The organism is Variovorax guangxiensis, assembly GCF_003952165.1.
Classification (GTDB): domain Bacteria; phylum Pseudomonadota; class Gammaproteobacteria; order Burkholderiales; family Burkholderiaceae_C; genus Variovorax; species Variovorax guangxiensis.
The window spans coordinates 71521-95278 of the sequence record NZ_RXFT01000014.1; the positions used below are offsets into that span (position 1 = coordinate 71521).

The 23758-nt window shown below is 67.1% G+C and carries 27 protein-coding genes; 20 read left to right on the top strand and 7 right to left on the bottom strand.

Annotated features, from left to right (window positions below):
* The first annotated feature begins 9 nt into the window (after positions 1 to 9).
* From EJP67_RS26385 to EJP67_RS26475, 19 genes are all read left to right on the top strand, one after another.
* Positions 10 to 3888 (top strand): DUF3683 domain-containing protein, encoded by a 3879-nt coding sequence (locus EJP67_RS26385; RefSeq protein WP_126024700.1) that lies wholly within the window; start codon positions 10 to 12, stop codon positions 3886 to 3888.
* Positions 3885 to 4328, top strand: a complete 444-nt coding sequence (locus tag EJP67_RS26390) for an HIT family protein (RefSeq protein ID WP_126024701.1) — start codon at positions 3885 to 3887, stop codon at positions 4326 to 4328. The genes EJP67_RS26385 and EJP67_RS26390 overlap by 4 nt, the downstream gene beginning before the upstream one ends.
* Positions 4328 to 4741, top strand: coding sequence for a gamma-butyrobetaine hydroxylase family protein (locus EJP67_RS26395; protein WP_126024702.1), 414 nt, complete (start codon positions 4328 to 4330; stop codon positions 4739 to 4741). Before EJP67_RS26390 ends, EJP67_RS26395 begins: the two co-directional genes overlap by 1 nt.
* Positions 4742 to 4889: 148 nt before the next feature.
* Positions 4890 to 5621, top strand: a complete 732-nt coding sequence (gene ubiE, locus EJP67_RS26400) for a bifunctional demethylmenaquinone methyltransferase/2-methoxy-6-polyprenyl-1,4-benzoquinol methylase UbiE (RefSeq protein WP_126024703.1) — start codon at positions 4890 to 4892, stop codon at positions 5619 to 5621.
* A gap of 35 nt (positions 5622 to 5656) precedes the next feature.
* The gene (locus EJP67_RS26405) at positions 5657 to 6664 is read left to right on the top strand and encodes a Tim44 domain-containing protein (RefSeq protein WP_126024704.1); all 1008 of its coding nucleotides are present in this window, start codon (positions 5657 to 5659) and stop codon (positions 6662 to 6664) included.
* A 56-nt stretch (positions 6665 to 6720) separates the two neighbouring features.
* Positions 6721 to 7293 carry a ubiquinone biosynthesis accessory factor UbiJ gene (locus EJP67_RS26410; RefSeq protein ID WP_126024705.1) on the top strand — a complete coding sequence of 191 codons (573 nt, stop codon included), beginning with the start codon at positions 6721 to 6723 and terminating at the stop codon, positions 7291 to 7293.
* Positions 7290 to 8855 carry a ubiquinone biosynthesis regulatory protein kinase UbiB gene (ubiB, locus tag EJP67_RS26415; protein ID WP_126024706.1) on the top strand — a complete coding sequence of 522 codons (1566 nt, stop codon included), beginning with the start codon at positions 7290 to 7292 and terminating at the stop codon, positions 8853 to 8855. Before EJP67_RS26410 ends, ubiB begins: the two co-directional genes overlap by 4 nt.
* Positions 8856 to 8868: 13 nt before the next feature.
* On the top strand, positions 8869 to 10320 hold the full coding sequence (locus EJP67_RS26420; RefSeq protein ID WP_126024707.1) for a high affinity choline transporter 1: 1452 nt from the start codon (positions 8869 to 8871) through the stop codon (positions 10318 to 10320).
* A 103-nt stretch (positions 10321 to 10423) separates the two neighbouring features.
* Positions 10424 to 10753, top strand: coding sequence for an FmdB family zinc ribbon protein (locus EJP67_RS26425; protein WP_126024708.1), 330 nt, complete (start codon positions 10424 to 10426; stop codon positions 10751 to 10753).
* A gap of 17 nt (positions 10754 to 10770) precedes the next feature.
* Positions 10771 to 11403, top strand: a complete 633-nt coding sequence (locus EJP67_RS26430) for a DUF502 domain-containing protein (RefSeq protein WP_126024709.1) — start codon at positions 10771 to 10773, stop codon at positions 11401 to 11403.
* Positions 11404 to 11442: 39 nt separating this feature from the next.
* Positions 11443 to 13242, top strand: coding sequence for an aspartate--tRNA ligase (gene aspS, locus EJP67_RS26435; RefSeq protein ID WP_126024710.1), 1800 nt, complete (start codon positions 11443 to 11445; stop codon positions 13240 to 13242).
* Between the two features lie 119 nt (positions 13243 to 13361).
* Entirely contained in the window at positions 13362 to 13838 is a 477-nt protein-coding gene (gene nudB, locus EJP67_RS26440) for a dihydroneopterin triphosphate diphosphatase (protein ID WP_126024711.1), read from the top strand.
* Positions 13835 to 14602, top strand: a complete 768-nt coding sequence (locus EJP67_RS26445) for an endonuclease/exonuclease/phosphatase family protein (RefSeq protein WP_126024712.1) — start codon at positions 13835 to 13837, stop codon at positions 14600 to 14602. Before nudB ends, EJP67_RS26445 begins: the two co-directional genes overlap by 4 nt.
* A 73-nt stretch (positions 14603 to 14675) precedes the next feature.
* Positions 14676 to 15407: a GTP cyclohydrolase I gene (folE, locus tag EJP67_RS26450; protein WP_126024713.1), complete on the top strand. Its 732-nt coding sequence runs from the start codon at positions 14676 to 14678 to the stop codon at positions 15405 to 15407.
* A gap of 3 nt (positions 15408 to 15410) precedes the next feature.
* On the top strand, positions 15411 to 15833 hold the full coding sequence (locus tag EJP67_RS26455; RefSeq protein ID WP_126024714.1) for a BLUF domain-containing protein: 423 nt from the start codon (positions 15411 to 15413) through the stop codon (positions 15831 to 15833).
* Positions 15834 to 15935: 102 nt separating this feature from the next.
* Complete coding sequence (locus EJP67_RS26460; protein WP_126024715.1) at positions 15936 to 16817, top strand: EamA family transporter; 882 nt, start codon at positions 15936 to 15938, stop codon at positions 16815 to 16817.
* 4 nt (positions 16818 to 16821) lie between these two features.
* Positions 16822 to 17646 carry a DUF429 domain-containing protein gene (locus EJP67_RS26465; RefSeq protein WP_126024716.1) on the top strand — a complete coding sequence of 275 codons (825 nt, stop codon included), beginning with the start codon at positions 16822 to 16824 and terminating at the stop codon, positions 17644 to 17646.
* A 127-nt stretch (positions 17647 to 17773) separates the two neighbouring features.
* Positions 17774 to 17971: a CsbD family protein gene (locus EJP67_RS26470; protein WP_093198234.1), complete on the top strand. Its 198-nt coding sequence runs from the start codon at positions 17774 to 17776 to the stop codon at positions 17969 to 17971.
* 101 nt (positions 17972 to 18072) lie between these two features.
* Positions 18073 to 18603 carry a BON domain-containing protein gene (locus EJP67_RS26475; protein WP_420824281.1) on the top strand — a complete coding sequence of 177 codons (531 nt, stop codon included), beginning with the start codon at positions 18073 to 18075 and terminating at the stop codon, positions 18601 to 18603.
* A 73-nt stretch (positions 18604 to 18676) separates the two neighbouring features.
* On the opposite strand, the gene EJP67_RS26480 is transcribed toward EJP67_RS26475, so the two are convergent.
* The 6 genes from EJP67_RS26480 to EJP67_RS26505 all read right to left on the bottom strand — a co-directional run bounded on the left by EJP67_RS26480 (position 18677) and on the right by EJP67_RS26505 (position 22365).
* Positions 18677 to 19246 (bottom strand): ferritin-like domain-containing protein, encoded by a 570-nt coding sequence (locus tag EJP67_RS26480; protein WP_126024717.1) that lies wholly within the window; start codon positions 19244 to 19246, stop codon positions 18677 to 18679.
* Positions 19243 to 19827: a hypothetical protein gene (locus tag EJP67_RS26485; protein ID WP_126024718.1), complete on the bottom strand. Its 585-nt coding sequence runs from the start codon at positions 19825 to 19827 to the stop codon at positions 19243 to 19245. Before EJP67_RS26485 ends, EJP67_RS26480 begins: the two co-directional genes overlap by 4 nt.
* Entirely contained in the window at positions 19814 to 20197 is a 384-nt protein-coding gene (locus EJP67_RS26490) for a phage holin family protein (protein WP_126024719.1), read from the bottom strand. The genes EJP67_RS26485 and EJP67_RS26490 overlap by 14 nt, the downstream gene beginning before the upstream one ends.
* A gap of 43 nt (positions 20198 to 20240) precedes the next feature.
* Entirely contained in the window at positions 20241 to 20618 is a 378-nt protein-coding gene (locus tag EJP67_RS26495; protein WP_126024720.1) for a hypothetical protein, read from the bottom strand.
* 54 nt (positions 20619 to 20672) lie between these two features.
* The gene (locus tag EJP67_RS26500; protein WP_093198217.1) at positions 20673 to 20837 is read right to left on the bottom strand and encodes a DUF1328 domain-containing protein; all 165 of its coding nucleotides are present in this window, start codon (positions 20835 to 20837) and stop codon (positions 20673 to 20675) included.
* 208 nt (positions 20838 to 21045) lie between these two features.
* Positions 21046 to 22365: a CHASE3 domain-containing protein gene (locus EJP67_RS26505; RefSeq protein ID WP_126024801.1), complete on the bottom strand. Its 1320-nt coding sequence runs from the start codon at positions 22363 to 22365 to the stop codon at positions 21046 to 21048.
* A gap of 131 nt (positions 22366 to 22496) precedes the next feature.
* On the opposite strand from EJP67_RS26505, the gene EJP67_RS26510 reads away from it, so the two are divergent.
* Positions 22497 to 23129, top strand: coding sequence for a response regulator (locus EJP67_RS26510; protein WP_019656595.1), 633 nt, complete (start codon positions 22497 to 22499; stop codon positions 23127 to 23129).
* A 59-nt stretch (positions 23130 to 23188) separates the two neighbouring features.
* On the opposite strand, the gene EJP67_RS26515 is transcribed toward EJP67_RS26510, so the two are convergent.
* A complete protein-coding gene (locus tag EJP67_RS26515) occupies positions 23189 to 23602 on the bottom strand; it encodes a response regulator transcription factor (RefSeq protein WP_126024721.1) in 414 nt (137 codons plus the stop codon).
* Positions 23603 to 23758 lie beyond the last annotated feature (156 nt).

A 23758-nucleotide genomic window follows, 5' to 3' on the forward strand; every position in this document is an offset into this window, starting at 1 on the left:
CCCCACCCGATGAATGCTCCGACCGCGTTGAATACGCTATTGGCACAGGCCGCAGAGCCTGTCCGACTGCGCGAGATCCCGTACAACTACACCAGCTTCTCCGATCGCGAGATCGTGATTCGCCTGCTGGGCGAACGCGGCTGGGAACTGCTGCAGACCTTGCGTGCCGAGCGCCGCACCGGCCGATCGGCGCGCATGCTCTACGAGGTTCTGGGCGACATCTGGGTGGTGCAGCGCAACCCCTACCTGGTCGACGACCTGCTCGACAACCCGCGCCGCCGCGGCCAGCTGGTCGATGCCCTGAGGCACCGCCTGGCCGAGGTGCAGAAGCGCCGCACCCCCGACAGCGACCTGCCGCGCGACCAGCTCGTGGGCGAGCTCACCGGCCTGGTGGGCGATGCGGTGGCTGCCTTCGACACCAAGTTCCGCGACGTCGCCGCCCTGCGCCGCAAGGCCACGCGCGTGCTGGGCCGGCTCACCGCCAAGGACAACATCAAGTTCGACGGCCTCTCGCGCGTCGCCCACGTCACCGACGCCACCGACTGGCGCGTGGAGTACCCCTTCGTGGTGCTGTGCCCCGACACCGAGGCCGAGATGGCGCTGCTGGTGAAGGGCTGCATCGAGCTGGGCCTGACCATCATCCCGCGCGGAGGCGGCACCGGCTACACCGGCGGCGCCATTCCGCTGACCTGGAACAGCGTCGTCATCAACACCGAGAAGCTGGAGGCGATGACCGAGGTCGAGCACGTCGCGCTGCCCGGACTGGCCGACCCGGTGCCCACCATCTGGACCGAGGCCGGCGTGGTCACCCAGCGCGTGGCCGACGCGGCCGAGCGCGCGGGCTTCGTCTTCGCGGTCGACCCGACCTCGGCCGAGGCCTCGTGCGTGGGCGGCAACGTCGCCATGAACGCGGGCGGCAAGAAAGCCGTGCTCTGGGGCACGGCGCTCGACAACCTGGCTTCGTGGCGCATGGTGACGCCGCAGGCCGAGTGGCTCGAGGTCACGCGCATCGGCCACAACCTCGGCAAGATCCACGACGCCGAAAGCGCCGTGTTCGAGCTGCAGTACTACGCCGCCGACGGCAGGACCAAGCTGCGCAGCGAGCGCCTGGAGATCCCGGGCCGCACCTTCCGCAAGGAAGGCCTGGGCAAGGACGTGACCGACAAGTTCCTCTCGGGCCTGCCGGGCATCCAGAAGGAGGGCTGCGACGGCCTCATCACCAGCTGCCGCTGGGTGGTGCACCGCATGCCGGCGCACACCCGCACCGTCTGCCTCGAATTCTTCGGCAACGCGAAGGACGCGGTGCCCAGCATCGTCGAGATCAAGGACTTCATGTTCGCCGAGCAGAAGCGCTCGGGCGTGCTGCTGGCCGGCCTCGAACATCTGGACGACCGCTACCTCAAGGCTGTGGGCTACGCCACCAAGTCGAAGACGCACGGCGGGCTGCCCAAGATGGTGCTGTTCGGCGACATCGCGGGCGACGACGCCGACGCGGTGGCGCGCGTCACCTCCGAGGTTGTGCGCATTGCCAACTCGCGCAGCGGCGAAGGCTTCATCGCCATCAGCCCCGAGGCGCGCAAGAAGTTCTGGCTCGACCGCAAGCGCACGGCGGCCATCAGCCGCCACACCAACGCCTTCAAGATCAACGAAGACGTGGTGATCCCGCTGCCGCGCATGGCCGAGTACAGCGACGGCATCGAGCGCATCAACATCGAGCTGTCGCTGCAGAACAAGCTCGCGCTCACCGACGAGCTCGAAGCTTTCCTCACGCGCGGCAACCTGCCGCTGGGCAAGACCGACGACGCACACGAGATTCCTGCGGCCGAGCTGCTGGAAGATCGCGTCGCGCAGGCGGTGGCGCTGGTGCAGGAAACGCGCGCGCTGTGGGCCGGCTGGCTGAAGGACGTCGACGCGCTCTTCCCGCAGCTGCAGGACCACTCGCTGCGCGCGAGCTGGAAGACCCAGCTGCGCCAGCCGCTGCAGGCCATCTTCACGGGCGCGGAGTTCGCGCCGATCCTGGCGGAGTGCACCGCCATCCACAAGCGCGTGCTCAAGGGCCGCGTGTGGGTCGCGCTGCACATGCACGCGGGCGACGGCAACGTGCACACCAACATCCCCGTCAACAGCGACAACTACGACATGCTGCAGACCGCGCATGCCGCGGTGGTGCGCATCATGGCGCTGGCGCGCAGCCTCGACGGCGTGATCTCGGGCGAGCACGGCATCGGCATCACCAAGCTCGAATTCCTGAGCGACGACGAGCTGCGTCCCTTCACCGAGTACAAGGCCAAGGTCGACCCCGAAGGCCGCTTCAACAAGGGCAAGCTGCTGCGCGCGCCCGCGGGCAAGCCCGAGACGCTGCACGCCGACCTGACCAACGCCTACACGCCGAGCTTCGGCCTCATGGGGCACGAGTCGCTCATCATGCAGCAGAGCGACATCGGCGACATCGCCAACAGCGTGAAAGACTGCCTGCGCTGCGGCAAGTGCAAGCCCGTGTGCGCCACGCACGTGCCGCGCGCCAACCTGCTGTACAGCCCGCGCAACAAGATCCTCGCGACCTCGCTGCTGGTGGAGGCCTTCCTCTACGAAGAGCAGACCCGGCGCGGCGTGAGCATCAAGCACTGGGAGGAGTTCGAGGACGTGGCCGACCACTGCACTGTGTGCCACAAGTGCCTCACGCCCTGCCCGGTGAAGATCGACTTCGGCGACGTGTCGATGAACATGCGCAACCTGCTGCGCAAGATGGGCCAGAAGAGCTTCCGCCCCGGCAACGCGGCCGCGATGTTCTTCCTGAACGCGACCAATCCGCAGACCATCAAGGCGGTGCGCGCGGGCATGGTGGGCGTGGGCTTCAAGGCGCAGCGCCTGGCCAACGACCTGCTGCGCGGCCTCACGAAGAAGCAGACCTCCGCGCCGCCGGCGTCGCTCGGGCCGGCTCCGGTCAAGGAGCAGGTGATCCACTTCATCAACAAGAAGATGCCGGGCAACCTGCCGAAGAAGACGGCGCGCGCGCTGCTCGACATCGAGGATGCGGACTACGTGCCGATCATCCGCAACCCGAAGGCGACCACCTCCGAGACCGAGGCGGTCTTCTACTTCCCGGGCTGCGGATCGGAGCGGCTGTTCTCGCAGGTGGGGCTGGCCACGCAGGCCATGCTCTGGCATGCGGGCGTGCAGACCGTGCTGCCGCCGGGCTACCTGTGCTGCGGCTATCCGCAGCGCGGCAGCGGCCAGTTCGACAAGGCCGAGAAGATGATCACGGACAACCGCGTGCTCTTCCACCGTGTGGCCAACACGCTCAACTACCTCGACATCAAGACGGTGGTGGTGAGCTGCGGCACCTGCTACGACCAGCTGCAGGGCTACCAGTTCGACAAGATCTTCCCGGGCTGCCGCATCGTCGACATCCACGAGTACCTGCTCGAGAAGGGCATCACGCTCGCCGGTGCGGCCGGCGGCGGCTACCTCTACCACGACCCCTGCCACTCGCCGATGAAGCAGCAGGACCCGATGAAGACGGTGAAGGCGCTGGTCGGCGACAACGTGCTCAAGAACGACCGCTGCTGCGGCGAGTCGGGCACGCTGGGCGTGTCGCGGCCCGACATCTCCACGCAGATCCGCTTCCGCAAGGAACAGGAGCTGAAGAAGGGCGAAGCCGCGCTGCGCGAAGCCGGCAAGGTCGGCGAGAAGGAGAACGTGAAGATCCTCACCAGCTGCCCGAGCTGCCTGCAGGGCCTCTCGCGCTACGGCAACGACCTGAACAGCGGCCTGCTCGAAGCCGACTACATCGTGGTCGAGATGGCCAACAAGATCCTCGGCGAAGACTGGATGCCGAACTACGTGGAAGCCGCCAATCAGGGCGGCATCGAGCGGGTGCTGGTGTGACGTCGAAGGTGCAGGGCTGCGTGCTGTGCGAGGGCCCGGGCGGGCGCCTCGTGTTCGAGGGCGCGAAGCTGCGCGTGATCCATGCCGAGGAGGCGGGCTTCCCGGCCTTCTATCGCGTGGTGTGGCGCGAGCACGCGCCGGAGTTCTCCGATCTCGACGAGTCCGACCGTGCCCTGTGCATGGAAGCGGTGACTGTGGTCGAGCAGTGCCTGCGCGAGCATCTGAAGCCGGCGAAGATCAACCTCGCCGCGCTTGGCAACATGGTCGCGCACCTGCACTGGCATGTCATCGCGCGCTTCCCAAACGACAGCCACTTCCCCGGCTCGGTGTGGGCGCCGGTGCAGCGCGAGCGCGATGCGGCGCTCGAAGCTGACATTGCCGCGCGCCTGCCCGCCGTCGAGGCTGCGATGATCGAGCGATTGGGCAACAGGAGCTTCTGATGGCAGGCTTGAAACCTGGCGCACCGACGCCGCAGTCGATCACCGTGCACGGGCAGTCGCGCGTGCTCGAAGTGGGCTTCTCCGACGGCGCGACCTTCCGCATTCCCTTCGAGCTGATGCGCATCTGCTCGCCCTCGGCAGAAGTGCAGGGCCATGGTCCCGGACAGGAAGTGCTGCAGACGGGCAAGCGCGACGTCGAGCTCGTCGAGCTCGAGGCAGTGGGCAACTACGCGGTGCAACCGACCTTCAGCGACGGCCACAACACGGGCATCTATTCGTGGGACCTGCTCTACGAACTGGGCGAGAAGCAGGCCGAGCTGTGGTCTGCCTATGAGCGCCGGCTGGCCGAGGCGGGTGTCGACCGCGACGCGCCGATGATCGAGAAGGGCGGCCACGCCTGCGGCAGCCACTGAGGCCTTCGAGGCAGCGCAAGAATCCGCCGCTGCTATTGAAAAGATAGCCCTACGCCCAGAAAGGGCGGGGCTGAAAAAGCAACAAATGTCCGCCGTGGTCGCGGGGTCGTCGACTTGATGTGAAGGCTTCCGGCCTAACATCGGTCGCATGAGTACCACACACTTCGGCTTCGAAACGGTCGACGAAAGCGAGAAGGCCCGCCGCGTTCGCGGTGTCTTCGATTCGGTCGCATCGCGCTACGACATCATGAACGACCTGATGTCGGCAGGCCTGCACCGCGCCTGGAAGGCATACACCGTCATGGTCGCGAACGTGGGCGAAGGCTCGCGCGTCCTCGACATCGCAGGCGGCACCGGCGACCTCGCACTGGCCTTCGCCAAGAAGGTCGGCGCCAGCGGCCAGGTGGTCCACACCGACATCAACGAAGCCATGCTGCGCACCGGCCGCGACCGGCTGCTCGACGCCGGCGTGGTGCTGCCCACCATGGTCTGCGACGCGGAGAAGCTGCCCTTTCCCGACAACCACTTCGACGTGGTCACCGTGGCCTTCGGCCTGCGCAACATGACGCACAAGGACGCCGCGCTCAAGGAGATGAACCGCGTGCTCAAGCCGCGCGGCAAGCTGCTGGTGCTCGAGTTCTCGAAGGTCGCGAAGCCGCTCGCGAAGGCCTACGACTGGTACTCCTTCAACGTGCTGCCGAGGCTCGGCAAGCTCGTGGCGGGCGACGATGCGAGCTATCGCTATCTCGCCGAATCCATCCGGATGCACCCCTCGCAGGAGGAGCTCAAGACCCTCATGAAAGAGGGCGGTTTCGGACATGTGGACTATCACAACATGACTGGGGGAATCGCTGCCCTCCATGTTGGAATCAAGTGTTGAAAAAGCGGATCTTTCGCTCGAGAGGAGACGACGATATGAAGAGTTTGGGTTCTTTGTTCCTGGCAGCCGCGCTGGTCCTGGTCAGTGTCCAGGCCGAGGCTGCGCGCATCGGTGGCGGCAAGTCGATGGGTCGCCAGTCGTCCAACGTGACGCAGCGCGAGTCCGCAGCGCCTTCGGCACCCGCGCAGCAGAACGCGACCAACGCGGCAGCGGCCAAGCCCGCAACGCCCGCGCCCGCGGCAGCTGCACCGAAGCGTCCCTGGGGCGCGATGCTCGGCGGCCTGGCCGCCGGCCTGGGCCTCGCATGGCTCGCCAATTCGCTGGGCCTCGGCGCCGGCTTCGCCAACATCCTGCTGATCGGCCTGCTGGTGCTGGCAGGCGTGGTGGTGTGGCGCATGATCAAGTCGCGCTCGCAGCCCGTTGCCAATCGCCAGGGCGGCTTCGCCTTCCAGGGCGCCGGTGCCAGCCCGAGCAACGCGAGCGCTCCGGCGCAGTACAGCCCCAACAACGTGGGCAACGACGCATCGGCGCGTCCCTGGGAGCGCAACAACGCTGCCTTCGATGCCACGCCGCACGGCAGCAGCCTTTCGGCGGCTGGCGCAGCGGCAGGCGGCAGCATGATCGGCTCGGCACTCGGCGGTTCGCAGTCGTGGGGCATTCCCGCCGGCTTCGACGTCGACGGCTTCCTCGGCGCTGCAAAGCGCAACTTCGTGACCCTGCAGGACGCGTGGGACCGCGCCGACGTGTCGACGCTGCGTTCGATGATGACCGACGGCATGGTCGACGAAATCCGTTCCCAGCTGGCCGACCGCGCCAGCCACACCGGTGGTGCCTCCAACAAGACCGAAGTCGTGATGCTCGACGCCAAGCTGCTCGGCATCGAGGAGCTGCCAGACGCCTACATGGCCAGCGTGGAGTTCTCCGGCATGATCCGCGAAGACGCCTCGGCCGGCCCGGGCCCGTTCCGCGAAGTGTGGAACATGACCAAGCCGGTCAGCGGCAACAGTGGCTGGCTGGTCGCGGGCGTACAGGCACTGCAGTAATAAAAAGCTGAAAAGCGGCCCTCACGGGGCCGCAACGCAGGCGGGATAATGGGGACATGGCCACACCATCGTCCCCATTTTCTTTTCTAGGCGATCTCTTCAACACCATTGGCGAGCGCCTGCAGCCCCCGGACTGGGCGGTCCACGAGATCCAGAACCGCGCGGTCCTGTTCCTCAACCATGTGCTCCAGCAGGAGCCCGAGGCCCAGCAGCGGCTGCTGCGCCAGCAGGGGCGGGTGGTGCGCTTCCAGTGGCGCTTCGTGACCATGGAGCTGGTGGCAACGCCGGCCGGCCTTCTCGACCTGGCCCCCGCCGGTTCGGTGCCCGAGCTGACGCTCACCGTCACCGACGACTCTCCCTTCGACATCGCCCGCGCCGCGCTTCGAGGCGACAAGCCCGCCGTGCAGATCATTGGCGACGTGCAGCTGGCGGCCGAGGTCAACTGGCTGGTCGACCATGTGCGCTGGGACGTCGAGGACGATCTGGCCCGCGTGATCGGCGACGTGCCCGCGCATACGCTGGGCAACGCCGTGCGCCGTGTTGTCGGTGCGCTGCGCCAGTTCGTCGGCAACCGCACGGCCGGCAAGGCCGGCGGTTCGGCTGTCGGCCCCGCAGGCAACGCCGAATGAGGCGCTTCTACCGCGGACTTTTCATCGTCTGGGTCGCGCTGCGCTACGGCCTCGACGAGCTGGTGCTCTCGAGCTTCCAGAAGCCCTGGGTGCGCGGGGTCACGCGCGTTCTTTCCTTCGGGCGCAACCTCGATGCGCCGCGCGGCCAGCGCCTGCGCGAGGCGCTCGAGCGCCTCGGCCCCATCTTCGTGAAGTTCGGCCAGGTTCTGTCGACCCGGCGCGACCTGCTGCCGCCCGACATCGCCGACGAGCTGGCCTTCCTGCAGGACCGGGTGCCGCCGTTTCCCTCTTCCGTGGCCATCGCCACCATCGAGCGCGCGTTCCGCCGCCCGGTGAGCGATGTGTTCGTGCAGTTCGACGAGACGCCCATCGCCAGCGCATCGATCGCGCAGGTGCACTTCGCGACCATCCGCACCAACGAGGGCGAAGAGCGCGAGGTGGCGGTGAAGGTGCTGCGCCCCAGCATGCGCGGCGTGATCGAGAAGGACCTGGCGCTGATGGCCATGATGGCCGGCTGGCTCGAGAACCTCTCGGCCGACGGCAAGCGCCTGAAGCCGCGCGAGGTGGTGGCCGAGTTCGACAAGTACCTGCACGACGAGCTCGACCTGGTGCGCGAGGCCGCCAACGCGGCCCAGCTGCGCCGCAACATGGCCGCGCTCGACCTGGTGCTGATTCCCGAGATGTTCTGGGACTTCTGCCACCCCGAGGTCATCGTGATGGAGCGCATGAAGGGCGTGCCCATCGCGCAGATGGACCGCCTGCGCGCGGCCGGCGTCGACATTCCCAAGCTGGCGCGCGACGGCGTGACCATCTTCTTCACGCAGGTGTTCCGCGACGGCTTCTTCCACGCCGACATGCACCCGGGCAACATCCAGGTGAGCCTGGAGCCGGAGACCTTCGGGCGCTACATCTCGCTTGACTTCGGGATCATCGGCACGCTGACCGAGTCGGACAAGGAATACCTCGCGCAGAACTTCGTGGCCTTCTTCCGGCGCGACTACAAGCGCGTGGCCGAGCTGCACCTGGAAAGCGGCTGGGTGCCGGTGGGCACCCGGATCGATGAACTGGAGGCGGCCATCCGTACCGTGTGCGAGCCGTACTTCGACCGGCCGCTGAAGGAAATCTCGCTGGGCATGGTGCTGATGCGCCTGTTCCAGACCTCGCGGCGCTTCCACGTCGAGATCCAGCCGCAGCTGGTGCTGCTGCAGAAGACGCTGCTCAACATCGAGGGCCTGGGGCGCAACATCGACCCCGAACTCGACCTCTGGGCCACGGCCAAGCCCTTCCTCGAGAAGTGGATGGTCGACCAGATCGGCCCCAAGAAGCTGCTGCAGCAGCTCAAGGCCGAGGCGCCCAGGTACGCCAAATTGCTGCCCCAATTGCCTCGATTACTGCACGATTTCCTGGAGAATCGCCCAGTCGACAACCGCCGCGAGCTGCTCGAGCTGCTGGCCGAACAGAAGCGCACCAACCGGTTGCTGCAGACCATCGTCTACGGTGGCATAGGTTTTGTATTGGGGTTGCTCGCCATGCAATTGCTGGTGCGCGTGCGTCTGTTCTAGAGGAGTCTGTGCCGTGTTGTTGACGCTGGTCATCGTCTATCTGCTTGTCACCATCGCGATCGGCCTGTACGCCGCCAAGCGGGTGAAGAACACCACCGACTTCGCCATCGCCGGGCGGCACCTGCCGCTCTACATGATCGTCACGACCACCTTCGCGACCTGGTTCGGCTCCGAAACGGTGCTCGGCATCCCGGCCAAGTTCATCGAGGGCGGGCTCAACGGCGTGGTCGAAGACCCGTTCGGCGCCGGCACCTGCCTGATCCTGGTGGGCCTGTTCTTCGCCGGCAAGCTCTACCGCATGACGCTGCTGACCATCAGCGACTACTACCGCGAGCGCTACGGCCGCGGCGTGGAGGTGGCCTGCTCGCTGATCATCATGCTGAGCTACCTGGGCTGGGTCTCGGCGCAGGTCACGGCGCTGGGGCTGGTGTTCAACCTGCTGTCGGGCGGCGTGGTCAGCATCCCGGTGGGCATGGTGATCGGGGTGATCTCGATCCTGGCCTACACGCTCTTCGGCGGCATGTGGTCGGTGGCGGTCACCGACTTCATCCAGATGATCATCCTCGTGGCCGGCCTGGCCGTGATCGCGATGTTCGCGGGCAACATGGCCGGCGGCGCCGACAAGGTGGTGGCCTTCGCGGTCAGCAAGGACCTCTTCAAGTTCTGGCCCGAGCCGAGCTGGCACGACATGGTGTTCTTCTTCGCCGCGGCCATCACGATGATGCTGGGCTCCATCCCGCAGCAGGACGTGTTCCAGCGCGTGATGTCGGCCAACAGCGTCAAGGCGGCCCGCCGTGGCCCGGTGATCGGCGGCCTGGCGTACATCCTCTTCGCCTTCGTGCCGATGTTCCTCGTGGCCAGCGCGCTGCTCATCATGCCGGAGCAGACCGGCGCGCTGCTGAAGGAAGATCCGCAGAAGGTGCTGCCCACGCTGGTGCTCGAGAAGATGCCCTTCGTGATGCAGGTGCTGTTCTTCGGCGCGCTGCTGTCGGCCATCAAGTCGACGGCCTCGGCCACGCTGCTGGCCCCGAGCGTCACCTTCACCGAGAACATCTGGCGCCAGTTCCGCCCGGCCGGCACCGATCGCCAGAACCTCATGACCATGCGCATCACGGTGCTGCTGTTCAGCGCCGCCGTGCTGGCCTACGCCATTCGCATGCAGGGCACGCCGATCTACGAACTGGTTTCGGGCGCCTACCAGGTGCCGCTGGTGGGCGCCTTCGTGCCGCTGGTGTGCGGCCTGTACTGGCGCCGGGCCACCACGCAGGGCGCGGTCGCCTCGATCGTCCTGGGCATCGGCGTGTGGCTGCTGTTCCTGCAGGTGCCGTCCTGGGGAGCCGTGTTCCCGGCCCAGCTGGCGGGTGTTCTGTGCTCTTTCGCGGGCATGGTGGCCGGCTCGCTGCTGCCGCAATGGTTGGCGAACACTCACACGCCGCACCGCCCGCTGGCCACGGAGCCGGCCTGAAGCCGGGGCCCGCCGGCCGGGCCGGGCGTCCTTTCACGGGGGCGCCCCTATAATCGAGGGCTTTGCGAGCGGCCGCTGCGCCGCTTTTTTGACCTCATTTCCCATGCCCATCTACGCCTACAAGTGCAGCGCCTGCGGCTTCGCCAAGGACGCTTTGCAGAAGATGTCCGACGCACCCCTCACGGTGTGTCCGGCGTGCGGCGCGAGTGCGTTCGAAAAACAGGTCACGGCCGCCGGCTTCCAACTCAAGGGCTCGGGCTGGTACGTGACCGATTTCCGTGACGGCGGCGGCAAGAAGTCCGAGCCGGCCACGTCGCCCGCCTCCGGCGAATCTTCGTCTTCCTCCTCTTCTTCCACCACGTCAGCCGCGCCGAGCCCCGCTCCGGCGCCCGCCGCACCGGCTCCCGCGCCGGCCGCGACGAGCGGCGACTGAAACACCCCCCGACCGCCATGCTCGCCCTGCGCAAATGGTTGCTGTCCGGCCTGCTGGTCATCGTGCCGCTGGTCATCACGCTCGGCGTGCTGAACTGGATCATCGGCACGCTCGACCAGACGCTGTGGCTGCTGCCCGAGCAGTGGCAGACCTGGCTGAGCGACCACAAGGTGCGCGGCCTGGGCGTGCTGCTCACGCTGGCGATCCTGCTGGTGGTGGGGGCCACGGCCAGCAACTTCGTCGGCAAGCGCCTGCTCGGCTGGGGTGACGCCGTGGTCCGGCGCATCCCGGTGGTGCGCTCGATCTACTCCAGCGTCAAGCAGGTGTCGGACACGCTGTTCTCCGAGAACGGCAATGCCTTCCGCACCGCGGTGCTGGTGCAATGGCCGCGCGAAGGCGTGTGGACCATCGCCTTCGTGACCGGCGCGCCCGGCAACGAGGTCGCCGCGCATCTCGGCGAGGGCGAGTTCCTCAGCGTCTATGTGCCGACCACGCCCAATCCCACGGGCGGCTACTTCGTGATGCTCAAGCGCAGCGACTGCATCGAACTGAAGATGAGCGTGGACGAAGCGCTCAAGTACATCGTCTCGATGGGGGTGGTCGTTCCAGGCGGCCCTGCCACGGTGGCGGTGAAGTCTTCCAACTCATAAAAGAACGAACGCGCCCGCGAGGCGCCGGAATGGATTCCTATGGCCATGCGTACTCAATATTGCGGTCTCGTGACCGAAGCCCTGCTGGGCCAGACCGTCACCCTTTGCGGCTGGGTCAACCGTCGCCGCGACCACGGCGGCGTGATCTTCATCGACGTGCGTGACCGCGAAGGCTACGTGCAGGTGGTGTGCGACCCCGACCGCGCCTCGACCTTCGCCGTGGCCGAGAGCCTGCGCAACGAATACTGCGTGCAGATCACCGGCCTGGTGCGCGCGCGGCCCGAAGGCACGACCAACGACCAGCTCAAGAGCGGCAAGATCGAAGTGCTGTGCCATGAGCTGAAGGTGCTGAACCCCTCGGTCACGCCCCCGTTCCTGCTGGACGACGACAACCTGTCGGAAACCACCCGCCTCACGCACCGCGTGCTCGACCTGCGCCGCCCGGCCATGCAGCGCAACATGCTGCTGCGCTACAAGGTGACGATGGAAACGCGCAAGTTCCTCGACGCCAACGGCTTCATCGACATCGAGACGCCGATGCTGGGCAAGTCCACGCCCGAAGGCGCGCGCGACTACCTCGTGCCCAGCCGCGTGCACGACGGCAGCTTCTTCGCGCTGCCGCAGTCGCCCCAGCTCTTCAAGCAGCTGCTGATGGTGGCAGGCTACGACCGCTACTACCAGATCGTGAAGTGCTTCCGTGACGAAGACCTGCGCGCCGACCGCCAGCCCGAATTCACGCAGATCGACATCGAGACCTCGTTCCTCGCCGAGGAAGAGATCCGCGAGATGTTCGAAGGCATGATCCGCAACGTGTTCCGCAACGCCGCGGGCATCGACCTGCCGGTGTTCCCGACCATGACGTACGCGGACGCGATGTTCAAGTACGGTTCGGACAAGCCCGACCTGCGCGTGAAGCTCGAGTTCACCGAACTCACCGAGTTGATGAAGCGCGTGGAATTCAAGGTGTTCTCCAACGCCGCCACCATGGCCGGCGGCCGCGTCGTGGCGCTGCGCGTGCCCGGCGGCGGTGCCGAGGGCGGTCTCTCGCGCGGCGAGATCGACGCGTACCAGGAGTTCGTCAAGATCTACGGCGCCAAGGGCCTGGCCTACATCAAGGTCAACGACGCTGCTGCCGGCCGCGATGGCCTGCAGAGCCCGATCGTGAAGAACCTCGACGACAACGCGCTGGCCGAGATCATCGCGCGCACGGGTGCGCGCAACGGCGACATCCTGTTCTTCGGCGCCGACAAGGAAAAGATCGTCAACGACGCCATCGGCGCGCTGCGCATCAAGATCGGCCACAGCGCCTTCGGCAAGAAGAGCGGCCTGTTCGACGACCGCTGGGCGCCGCTGTGGGTGGTGGACTTCCCGATGTTCGAGTTCGACGAGGAAGGCCAGCGCTGGAGCGCCGTGCACCACCCGTTCACCGCGCCGAAGGACGGCCACGAAGACCTCATGGACACCGCGCCCGAGAAGTGCATCGCCAAGGCCTACGACATGGTGCTCAACGGAATCGAGATGGGCGGCGGCTCGGTGCGTATCCACCGCGAGGAAGTGCAGAGCAAGGTGTTCCGCGCGCTGAAGATCAGCGCCGAGGACGCGCAGCTCAAGTTCGGCTTCCTGCTGGACGCGCTGCAGTACGGCGCGCCGCCCCACGGCGGCATCGCCATCGGCCTGGACCGCCTGGTCATGCTGATGACCGGCGCCGAGTCGATCCGCGACGTGATCGCCTTCCCCAAGACCCAGCGCGCGCAGGACCTGCTGACGCAGGCACCGAGCCCGGTCGACGAGAAGCAGCTGCGCGAACTCCACATCAAGCTGCGCAACGCGCAAGCATGATGTTCGCCCCCAGGCTGCGCGCACTTCGTGTCGCTTCGCCAACCCCCGACCGGGGGCAACACCTGAGGCCCGGCAAAGCCGGTTCCTCGGTGTTCCGCGAAGAAAACTGAGCGCCCCCGATGACGACTGGTTCTCGGCCCTGGAAGATCCCGGAGTCGGTGCTGGTCGTGATCCACACGCCGGCGCTCGATGTGCTGCTGATCCGGCGTGCGGATGCCGAGACCGACTTCTGGCAATCGGTCACAGGCAGCAAGGACGTGGCCGACGAGCCCCTGGTGCTCACCGCGGCGCGCGAGGTGGCCGAGGAAACCGGCATCCTGTGCGGCGAAGGCACGCCGCTGGCCTCGCAACTGGTCGACTGGCAGCTGCGCAACGTCTACGAGATCTACCCGCGCTGGCGCGCCCGCTATGCACCGGGCGTCACCCACAACACCGAGCACCTTTTCGGCCTGCGCGTGCCCGAACGCGTCGTGCCCACGCTCGACCCCCGCGAGCACACCGACTGGCGCTGGCTGCCGTACCGCGAGGCGGCGGACGCCTGCTTTTCCCCATCGAATGCCGAAGCCATTCTGTTGCTGCCAGAATTTGCGCGATGAACCAGCCGGCAGCAGCAGCGGTGCAGAACCTCCGCGTCGCGACCTACAACATCCACAAGGGTGTGCAGGGCATCGGCCCCGCGCGGCGGCTCGAGATCCACAACCTCGGCCACGCCATCGAGCAACTCGACGCCGACATCGTCTGCCTGCAGGAAGTGCGCAAGATGAACCGGCAGGCGGCGGCGCGTTTCGCGCGCTGGCCCGAGCTGCCGCAGGCCGACTTCCTCGCGCCCGAGGGCTACACCGCCGTCTACGAGACCAACGCCGTCACGCGCCATGGCGAGCACGGCAATGCGCTGCTCACGCGCTGGCCGGTGCTGGGCACTACCCACCAGGACATTTCCGACCACCGCTTCGAGCAGCGCGGGCTGCTGCACGTGGTGATCGACGTGGAAGGCCGGCGGGTGCACGCCATCGTGGTGCACCTGGGGCTCATCAAGGGCAGCCGGGTGCGGCAGATCGCGCGGCTGCGCGAGTTCATCGACCGCGAGGTACCGCCCGGCGAGGCCGTGGTGGTGGCGGGCGACTTCAACGACTGGGGCGCGCGCATGCGCTACGCCATGAACGCCATGGGCCTGCGCGACACCAGCGATCTGCGCGGTCCGCGCACGCTCACTTATCCCTCGCGCCTGCCGGTGGCGCAGCTCGACTTCGTCTACGGGCGCGGGCTGGAGCCGCTGTCCTGCGTGGTGCCGCGCGGTCCGATCTGGGCCCGCATGTCCGACCACCTGCCGCTGGTGGCTGATTTTTCACTCCTTAATTGATAGCATTGCTCCGAGAAGGGACGGGCGTTGCGGCCCCGAATGTCTGGAGCCATTCACTGGTACGATCTTTGCCATGCTGAGGAAAACCGACGTCGAACCGCGCCCCGATCGAAACGACGATGACGAGGGCACGCCCGTCTCCGTGAAGATCCGCGAGCGCATCACCGCGGCGCGCAAGCGCTTCAATGCCAACGACAACATCTCCGAGTTCATCCAGCCCGGCGAGCTGGAGGCCCTGCTCGACGAGGTCGAGGTCAAGATGAAGGACGTGCTCCAGAGCCTGGTGATCGACGTCGAGAACGACCACAACACCGACAACACCGCGCGCCGGGTCGCCAAGATGTACCTCAACGAGGTGTTCAGGGGCCGCTATGTGGCGGCGCCTTCGCTCACCGAGTTTCCGAACGCCGAGCACCTGAACGAGCTGATGATCGTCGGCCCGATCACCGTGCGCAGCGCCTGCTCGCACCACTTCTGCCCGATCATCGGCAAGCTCTGGATCGGCGTGATGCCCAACGAGCACACCAACGTGATCGGCCTGTCGAAGTACGCGCGCCTGGCCGAATGGGTCATGGGCCGTCCGCAGATCCAGGAAGAAGCCGTGGTGCAGCTGGCCGACCTGATCCAGGAAAAGACCCAGCCCGACGGCCTGGCCCTCGTCATGGAGGCCGAGCACTTCTGCATGGCCTGGCGCGGCGTGAAGGAAATGGACAGCAAGATGATCAATTCCGTGATGCGCGGCGTGTTCCTGAAAGATCCGAGCCTGCGCCGCGAATTCCTTTCCCTCCTGCCCAGAAAGGACTGAGCCATGCTGGTCCGACTCCTCTACGCCAGCCGCGCCGTCGACACCAGCCCCGAGGCCATCGAGTCGATCCTGGCGCAATCGCGCACCCACAACACCGCGTGCGGCATCACCGGCATCCTCTGCTATGGCGCGGGCACCTTCCTGCAGGCCATCGAAGGCGGCCGCATGGCCATCTCCGAGCTCTACGGCCACATCCAGCGCGATGCGCGCCACAAGGACGTGGTGCTGCTGCACTACGAAGAGATCTCCGAGCGCCGCTTCGGCGGCTGGACGATGGGCCAGGTCAACCTGTCGAAGCTCAACGCATCGACGCTGCTGAAGTATTCCGAGAAGCCCGAGCTCAACCCGTACGCGGTGTCGGGCAAGGTCTCGTTGGCGCTGCTCGAGGAACTGATGGCAACTGCCGCCATCGTCGGCCGCCACTAGAACGTGGCTCTCGCGCTCGGCACTTCGCATCCCCGCTGCGCTCCTCGGAGCCCGCTCGCGCCTTTGAGCGGCCCGGCGGCGCGCGGTCTCGCATAGCTCGAGGTGCCGCTCTCCGCATTCGCGCTGATCCTGCTCGCCGGGATCATCCACGCCAGCTGGAACATCGCCGCCAAGAAAGCGAACGGCGACGCGCGCTTCAGCTTCCAGGCGAGCGTGTTCAACATGGTCATCTGGGCGCCGGTGGGCATCGTGCTAGGCTGGAACGTGGTGCCTGGCTGGGGGCGGGCGGAGTGGGGCTTCGTCGTGCTCAGCGGCGTACTGCACGTCCTGTATTTCATCGTGCTGCTGCGCGGCTACCGCAAATCCGACCTCACGGTGGTCTATCCGCTGGCGCGCGGCTCGGGGCCGCTGCTGTCCTCGCTGGTGGCGGTGCTCTTCCTCGGCGAGAAGATCAGCCTCGTCGGCGTGGCCGGCATCCTTGGCGTGGTGGCCGGCGTGTTCCTCATCGCCGGCGGCCCGCGCCTGTGGCAGAAGGCGCACGACCCGGCGCAGCGCGCGCGGGTGCACAAGGGCATGCGCTACGGCGTGCTGACCGGCGCTTTCATCGCGGCCTACACGGTGGCCGACAGCTACGCGGTCAAGTTCCTCGCGATGTCGCCGATCCTGCTCGACTACATGGGCAACCTCGTGCGCATCGTGCTGCTGCTGCCCGCGGCGCTGCAGGACCGCGCGACCACCATGCGCATGTGGCGCGACCAGTGGAAATACGCGCTGCTGGTGGCGGCGATCAGCCCCGTCTCGTACGTGCTCGTGCTCTACGCGGTGCAGCAGGCGCCGATCTCGCACGTTGCACCGGCGCGCGAGGTGTCGATGCTCTTCGCGGCGCTCATCGGGGGCCATCTGCTGCGCGAGGGAGACCGGCTGCTGAGGCTGATGGGCGCGATGTTCATCGCCGCCGGCGTGGTGGCGCTCGCCCTGGGCTGAGCCAGTGCTGCTGTTCGGCTGCGACTTCTCCAGCGCGCCGACGGCACGCAAGCCCATCGTCGTCGCAACAGGCGAACAGAGCGGCACCGACAGGGTCGTGCTGCGCGGCCTGCAGCGCTTTTCCACGCTCGACGCCTGGGGCGAATGGCTGTGCGCCACGCCGTCCTGGACCGGCGGTTTCGACTTTCCGTTCAGCCTGCCGCGGGAACTCGTCGAGCAGCTGCGATGGCCGCTGCAGTGGGAGCCGCTGATGGCCCACTACGCCGGCCTGAGCCGCGCCGAGATCCGCCAGACCTTCGCCGCCTTCTGCGCGGCGCGCCCGGTGGGCGGCAAGTTCGCGCACCGCAAGGCCGATGGGCCCGCAGGCTCGAGCCCCTCGATGAAGTGGGTCAACCCGCCGGTGGCCTACATGCTCCATGCCGGCGTGCCGCGCCTGCTCGCGGCGGGTGCGCGCATTCCGGGGCTGCACGCCGGCAGGGGGGCCGATCGCATCGCGCTGGAGGCTTATCCGGGTCTGCTGGCGCGCGAGCTGATCGGACGGCGCAGCTACAAGAGCGACGACCTGGCGAAGCAGACACCCGAGCGCCGAGCCGCGCGCGCCGACCTGCTGGCGGCGCTCGAAGCCGGCTCGTCCCGCCTCGGGTTGAGGCTGGCCGTCACCGCGCCGCAGCGCGCGGAGTTGCTCGCGGACGCACGCGGCGACGACATCGACGCCGTGCTGTGCCTGCTGCAGGCCGCCTGGGGCCTGCAGCGCGCCGCAAGCCCCGGCCCGGGCCATGGCCTGCCGGAAGACTTCGATCCGCTTGAAGGATGGATCGTCAGCGCCTGAGCCTCGTTGTCCTACACCGCTTCGGGCTTCCGTCGGCGTTCGCCGCCATGCGGCGGCGCCTAGATTGACTGCGGTGGGCCACCCCGGCCCACCTGTTTCAACATCAATCCATCAGGAAGGAAGCGACATGAACAAGGATCAAGTGGCAGGCCGCGTCGAGGAAGCCAAGGGCAAGCTGAAGGAAGTCGCCGGCAAGGTTGTCGGCAACGAGAAGCTCGAAGGCGAGGGCATTGCCGATCAGGCCGCCGGCAAGGTGCAGAAGACCTACGGCGACGTGAAGGAAAAGGCCAAGGACGCGATCAAGTCGGGCGCCGACAAGCTGTGACCGGTCGGGGGCGGGGGCATGCATCCAGCCCGGCTGCCCCGTTCACACACTCTCTTTTTCTTCCCCATTTCCAATTTCCAAGAAGCGACAGGAGGACTGCCATGAACAACGGATCGAACATTCGACAACGCGTCGCCGGCATGCCGTACGCGCACGTCTGTCTTGCCATGCTGCTGGCCGGCGCCGCGCTGGCCCTGGCCGGCTGCGACAAGGGCGACAACCGCACTGCCGGCGAGAAGCTCGACAGCGCCGTGGCGAAGACCGAGCAGGCGGCCGACACGGCCGCGGCAAAGACGGGCGAGGCCCTGAAGGACGCCAAGGCCAAGGTCGAGTCGTCCAACACCACCGCTGAGGTGAAGGAAGGCGCCGCCAATGCCAAGGAAGCGCTCAAGGAGGCAGGCGCGGCAGTGAGCGCGACGATGGACGATGCTGCCATCACGGCCTCGGTCTCCGCCGGCCTTGCCAGGGACCCGGACCTGAGTGCCATCAAGATCGACGTCGACACCAAGGCCGGCGCCGTGAGCCTGAAGGGGCCGGCACCCTCGGCCGCCGCGAAGGCGCGGGCCGAGGAGATCGCCAAGGGCGTGCAGGGCGTGACCTCGGTGAGCAACCAGCTCGAGGTGAAGGGCTGAAGATCCCCTTCGACCCCCGGCAACGAAAAAGCCCGGCGCTGCCGGGCTTTCTCATGGGCGGGGCCTTCGTCGCTCAGTGGCCGAGCCAGTCCTTCAGTTCGTCGGCATGCTCCTCTTCGTCGGCGAGGATGCCTTCGAGCATGCGGCGCGTGGTCGGGTCCTTGTCGCCGATGAGCGAGATCATCTGGCGGTACGACTCCACGGCGATGCGCTCGGCGATCAGGTTGGCGCGCACCATCGACTGCAGGTCGGTCGATTCGTCGTAGGAGGCATGGCTGCGTTCGAGCAGGTGCGTGGGCGCGAAGTCGGGTTCGCCGCCCAGCTGCACGATGCGTTCGGCGATGAGGTCGGCATGGGCCGACTCTTCGTTGGCGTGCACCAGGAACTCGTCGGCGATGGCTGGCGACTCCACGCCGTTGGCGGTGAAGTAGTGGCGCTTGTAGCGCAGTATGCAGACCAGTTCGGTGGCCAGCGCATCGTTCAGGAGCTTCACGACGTCGTCGCGCCAGGGGCCGTAGCTCGGCGTGACGGCACCGTCGTCCAGGCTGTTGCGGGCTGCGTCGAGGCCGCTCTGGTCGAGCGCCAGGTGCTGGTGGCCGGAGGCCTTGGAGGAGGCTGCCGTGGAGGAAACGTCGTTTTTCATGGAGAGTCCTTTCGTGGGGGGCGAGTTGAATTCGGGGTCTTGCTCATCAGGGTGTTGACGAGGTCGGCCACGTCGGATGTCTTCAGTACGGCCGCGAGCACTGCCGTCGCCGACAGCAGTCGCCAGGGCTTGACCAGCACCAGCAGCGCGCCGGTGGCGGCCGCGGCTGCCATCAGCTTGGCCGGCTCCTTGCGGGCGTAGTGCTCCAGCATCGGCCGCGCCAGCTGGCCGACCGCATGCGCGGGATGCCTGCGCCACCAGCGTTCCAGCACGCTGCGCCCCACGGCGAGCCATACGTTCGCGTTTCTTCTTCGGCTGCCTCCGCGTTCCCCTTGCCCTGCGGGATCTCCTTCTCCTCTTTCGTGCGGGTGGCCTTGGCGCCGGCCTGTGGCCTGCGCTTCATAGTGTGCGTATTCCAGGTCGTCCAACCGGGGATCGGAGCCGGCGTGGCCGCGGCCTTGATGGCTGTCGTCGTCCACGCCGCCGTTCAGCTGCCGCACCAGCGCGCGGCGCGAAAGGGCCAGGCGCTGCTGAGGCGAGAGTTGCTCGGAATGCGAATGGCGGCGCTCAGTACCGGTCATGGCGTGCTCCGGCTTCGTGCAGGGCCTGCAGGTCGGCATCGAGCTGCGAGCGCAGATCCTCGAAGGCGTAGTGGGGTGCGGGCCGCGCCGCGTACCAAGTGCAGATGGCCGCGATCACCACGGCCACGCCCGGAACGGCCACAAGCACCCAGTGGAAGCTGCCGTGCATCACGCCCAGCAGGATCGCAACGCCTATCAGCCCGAGGGCCAGGGTGATGGTGGCCACCGCCAGCACGGCCGCGACGATGCGCGTGGCGATGCCGCGTCCCGCCTGGGCGGATTCCTGCCGGATGAGGGCGGCGTAGTTGGCGAGGTGTTCAGCGACGAGTTCCGGATGCCCGAGCACCGTGGAAAAAATCGGATGGAGCATGGTGCCGGGGTCGATCGACGATGAACGCCTGTTGCCGTATTGATCAGTAGTCGTCGCGGCTGCGGCGGCTGGCCAGCACGATGAGCGCGGTGATGGCGGCGCCGGCCGCCGCCGCCAGCAGCACCGAGCGCACGGGCTGGTCGGAGATGTAGCGGCCCGTGACGTCGGCTGCCTGTTCGAGGCGGCGCTGTGCGCGCGCACTGGTGGTGGACGCGGCATCCAGGCCGCGCTGAACGGCTTGCTGCACGCGGGCGGCAAGCTGCTCGACGGCCGGCTCGGAATCGCGCTGCAGGTCGCGGACCTTTTCGCCCGCCGCATTCACCGCGTTCTGTGCATAGGCGCGGGTCGTTTCGACCGCGTCACGGGCGGTCTGGCGCGCTTCTTCGGCGATTTGCGAGGGAGTCTTGGTCGTCGTGTTCATTTGAAAGTCCTTTCCGGAAAAGTGAAATGCGCAAGCCTGTTGATCGTAACGACGCTACTTGCGTCGTAGCAAGCCGGCAAGGAAGCTCGCGATCGCGAGGATCACGAAGATCACGAAGAGGATCTTGGCGATGCCCACCGCGCTGGCGGCGATGCCGCCGAACCCGAAGAGGGCGGCGATCAGGGCGATGACCAGAAACACCACGGCGTAATGCAGCATGTGGAACTCCTTCGAGGCTTGGCTCGTTGTCTTGAAAACATCGCACCGGACTCCCCAGAAAAGGAAGGCTCCGGCGCCATGGATGCAACCTTAAGTGGGGGGCCGTCCCTGACCTGTCAGCGGCCGTGGCTGGGGTGCGTAGGAGATGGCCGAGTGGCCTTGCGGCGGCGTGTGCAGAAGTGCCGCCCTCGACCGTCCCGGCCCGGGCTCAGGCCGGCTTGACGATCGGCAGCATGGCGCTCAGCCGCGTGCCCTTGCCCGGCACCGACGCCACCGTGAGCCTGCCGCGCGCGGCTTCCACGCGGTGCCGCATCCCCGCGAGGCCGTGGGTGGAGGGCCGCACGCGAAGCGTGTCGAAGCCCTTGCCGTTGTCCGCCACTTCCACCACCACGTGGTTGTCGTAGTTCTTCAGGACGATGGTGGCCTCGGTGGCCTCGGCGTACTTGCCGATGTTGGTGAGGCTCTCCTGCACCATCCGGTAGATGGTGAGCTGGCGCGATTCGTCCATGGTCACCGGCTCCAGCACCATCTCCACCTGCAGGCCCGAGCGCTCGCCGAACTCGCGCCCCAGGATCTCCAGCGAAGCGACCAGCCCGAGGTTGGCCAGCGAGGAGGGCCGCAGGTCCTCGATGATCCGGCGCTTCAGCGCGATGCCGCTGTTGAGCAGCTCGGTCAGATGCTGCAGCCGCTGGATCGCGTCGGGCGCGTCCGCCAGCCGCGACTTCAGCCGCGCCACGTCGAGCTTGGCGGCGGTGAGCAGCGAGCCCAGTTCGTCGTGCAGTTCGCGCGCAAGGAAGCCGCGCTCGGTTTCGCGCACGTCCTGGAGGTGGGTCGCCAGTTCGGCCAGCGAGGCTGTGCGCTCGCGCACCTCGTCTTCCAGGGCGTTGCGCTCGCGCTGCAGGGCCTCCTGCTGGCGCTCGCCAATGGAGCGCAGCGCATGGGTCTGCCGCAGATACAGGAAGAAGGCGATCAGCGCGGCCACCGCCACGATGGAGGTGCCGATGCGCGCCAGCTGCAGCGAGCGCAGCACCTGCGCCTGGCTCTGGTGCAGGGTGCCGTTGCTGATCTTCACCAGCTCGCCGGCGGTGGTGCGGATGGCCTCCATCTCCTCCTTGCCGACGTCGGTGGTGATGACGAACTTCCAGGCGTCCTCCTTGCCGTCCTGGCGCAGGCGCACGCTCATGTCCATCTCGGCGATCTTGCGCAGCACGTGCTTCGACAGCTCGGTCAGCTGGGCGAGCTCGGCGGGCCGGCCGGCGTACAGGCGGCGCAAGGTGGCGAGGTGGCCGTCGACCTGCTTGACCGCGTCGTCGTAGGGCTTTCGGTAGCCGGCCTCGCCGGTCAGCAGGTAGCCTCTCTGGCCGGTCTCGGCGTCCAGCATGTTCTGCAGCAGCTGGTTGAGCGTGCCGCGCACCTGCTGCGCCTCGTCGATGTCGGCGAGGGCGCGGCTGGACTGCCGGTACCCGGCCTCGTTGATGCCGACGAGGGCCAGCGCGGCCAGTGCCGCGAGCAGCAGGCTCACGGCCATTCTTGGTGGGGCTAACCAGTGCATGAAACTTTCAAGGCTGCTTGCGGCGCAAGTTCGTGAATAATTGACAACAATCAGGGACCTGGCATGTTGCGACCCTCGGGTGCGCAACACAACGACGAAAGTAACAAATGATCAAAATCGGAATTGTGGACGACCACGCCATCGTGCGATCGGGCCTCCGGCAGTTCTTCTCCGAGCACGTGGACCTGCGCGTGGCGGGTGAAGCTGCCAGCGGCCGCGAGGCCATCGAACTGGTGCGCACCACGGAGCTGGACGTGCTGGTCATGGACCTTTCGATGCCCGGGCAAAGCGGTATCGACGCACTCGCCATGATCCGCGCCAAGGCGCCGGACGTGGGCATCCTCATCCTGAGCGGCTACCCCGAGGAGCACTACGCGATGAACCTGATCCGTCAGGGGGCGAGCGGGTACCTCAACAAGGAGTGCGATCCCATCGAGATCGTCAACGCCATCCGCACCATCGCGCTGGGCCGGCGCTACATCACGCCCGCCGTGGCCGAACTGCTGGCCCGCCAGCTCGACCGCAAGGACGACGCCGCGCCGCACGAGCAGCTCTCGGAGCGTGAATTCCAGGTGTTCCTCAAGCTCGCCAAGGGCGAGACCGCCGGTGACATCGCCAAGACGCTGTCGCTGTCGGTGAAGACCGTGAGCACCTACCGCACGCGCCTGATGGAGAAGATGAATCTCTCCTCCAACAGCGACCTCACGTACTACGCGCTGAAGAACAAGCTGATCGACTGAGATCGGCTGGTGGGCGGGGAAGGGGTCCAAGGCGGCTTCTTCTCGCTTCTTCTTATTGCTCAGCCGGCAGCGCCGGGTGAAGAGCGCGAGGCCCGGTCGCGGGCCTGCACGAGGCAGAACTCGACCAGCGCGTCGATCTCGTTCGACTTGTCGAAAACCGCATCGACCCCGAATTCCGCGCAGCGCCGCCGGATGTCGGGCGTCGCGTAGTTGCTGAGCACCACCACCTTCTGCACCGGCTTGCGGGCCTGGCAGGCCTGCAGCACGCCGAGGCCGCTGCCCTGCTTGAGGAAGAGGTCGACGATCATGAGGTCCCAGTCGCCGTCGTGGCCGAGCAGCCATGCGCGCGCGCCGCTCTCTGTGTCGGCGAAGCCGACCACGGTGGTACAGGTGAGCTCTTCCAGCGTGCCGATGAGGTTTTCACGGATCGTGAGGTTGTCCTCGACAACATAAGTCTGCAATCTGGAATCCATGCCGAACCACTCTTCCTCTGAGCTTTTGCGGACGCCTTCAGCGTGCGCCCGTTGGCAGGAACTGCCTGCGGCTCGACTTTGCTTCGTCCCCTGCGCGCATCATGCAAGCTTCGGCGGCTGGTGGCTGTAGGCGGGTTCCGACGCGGCCTGCGCAGG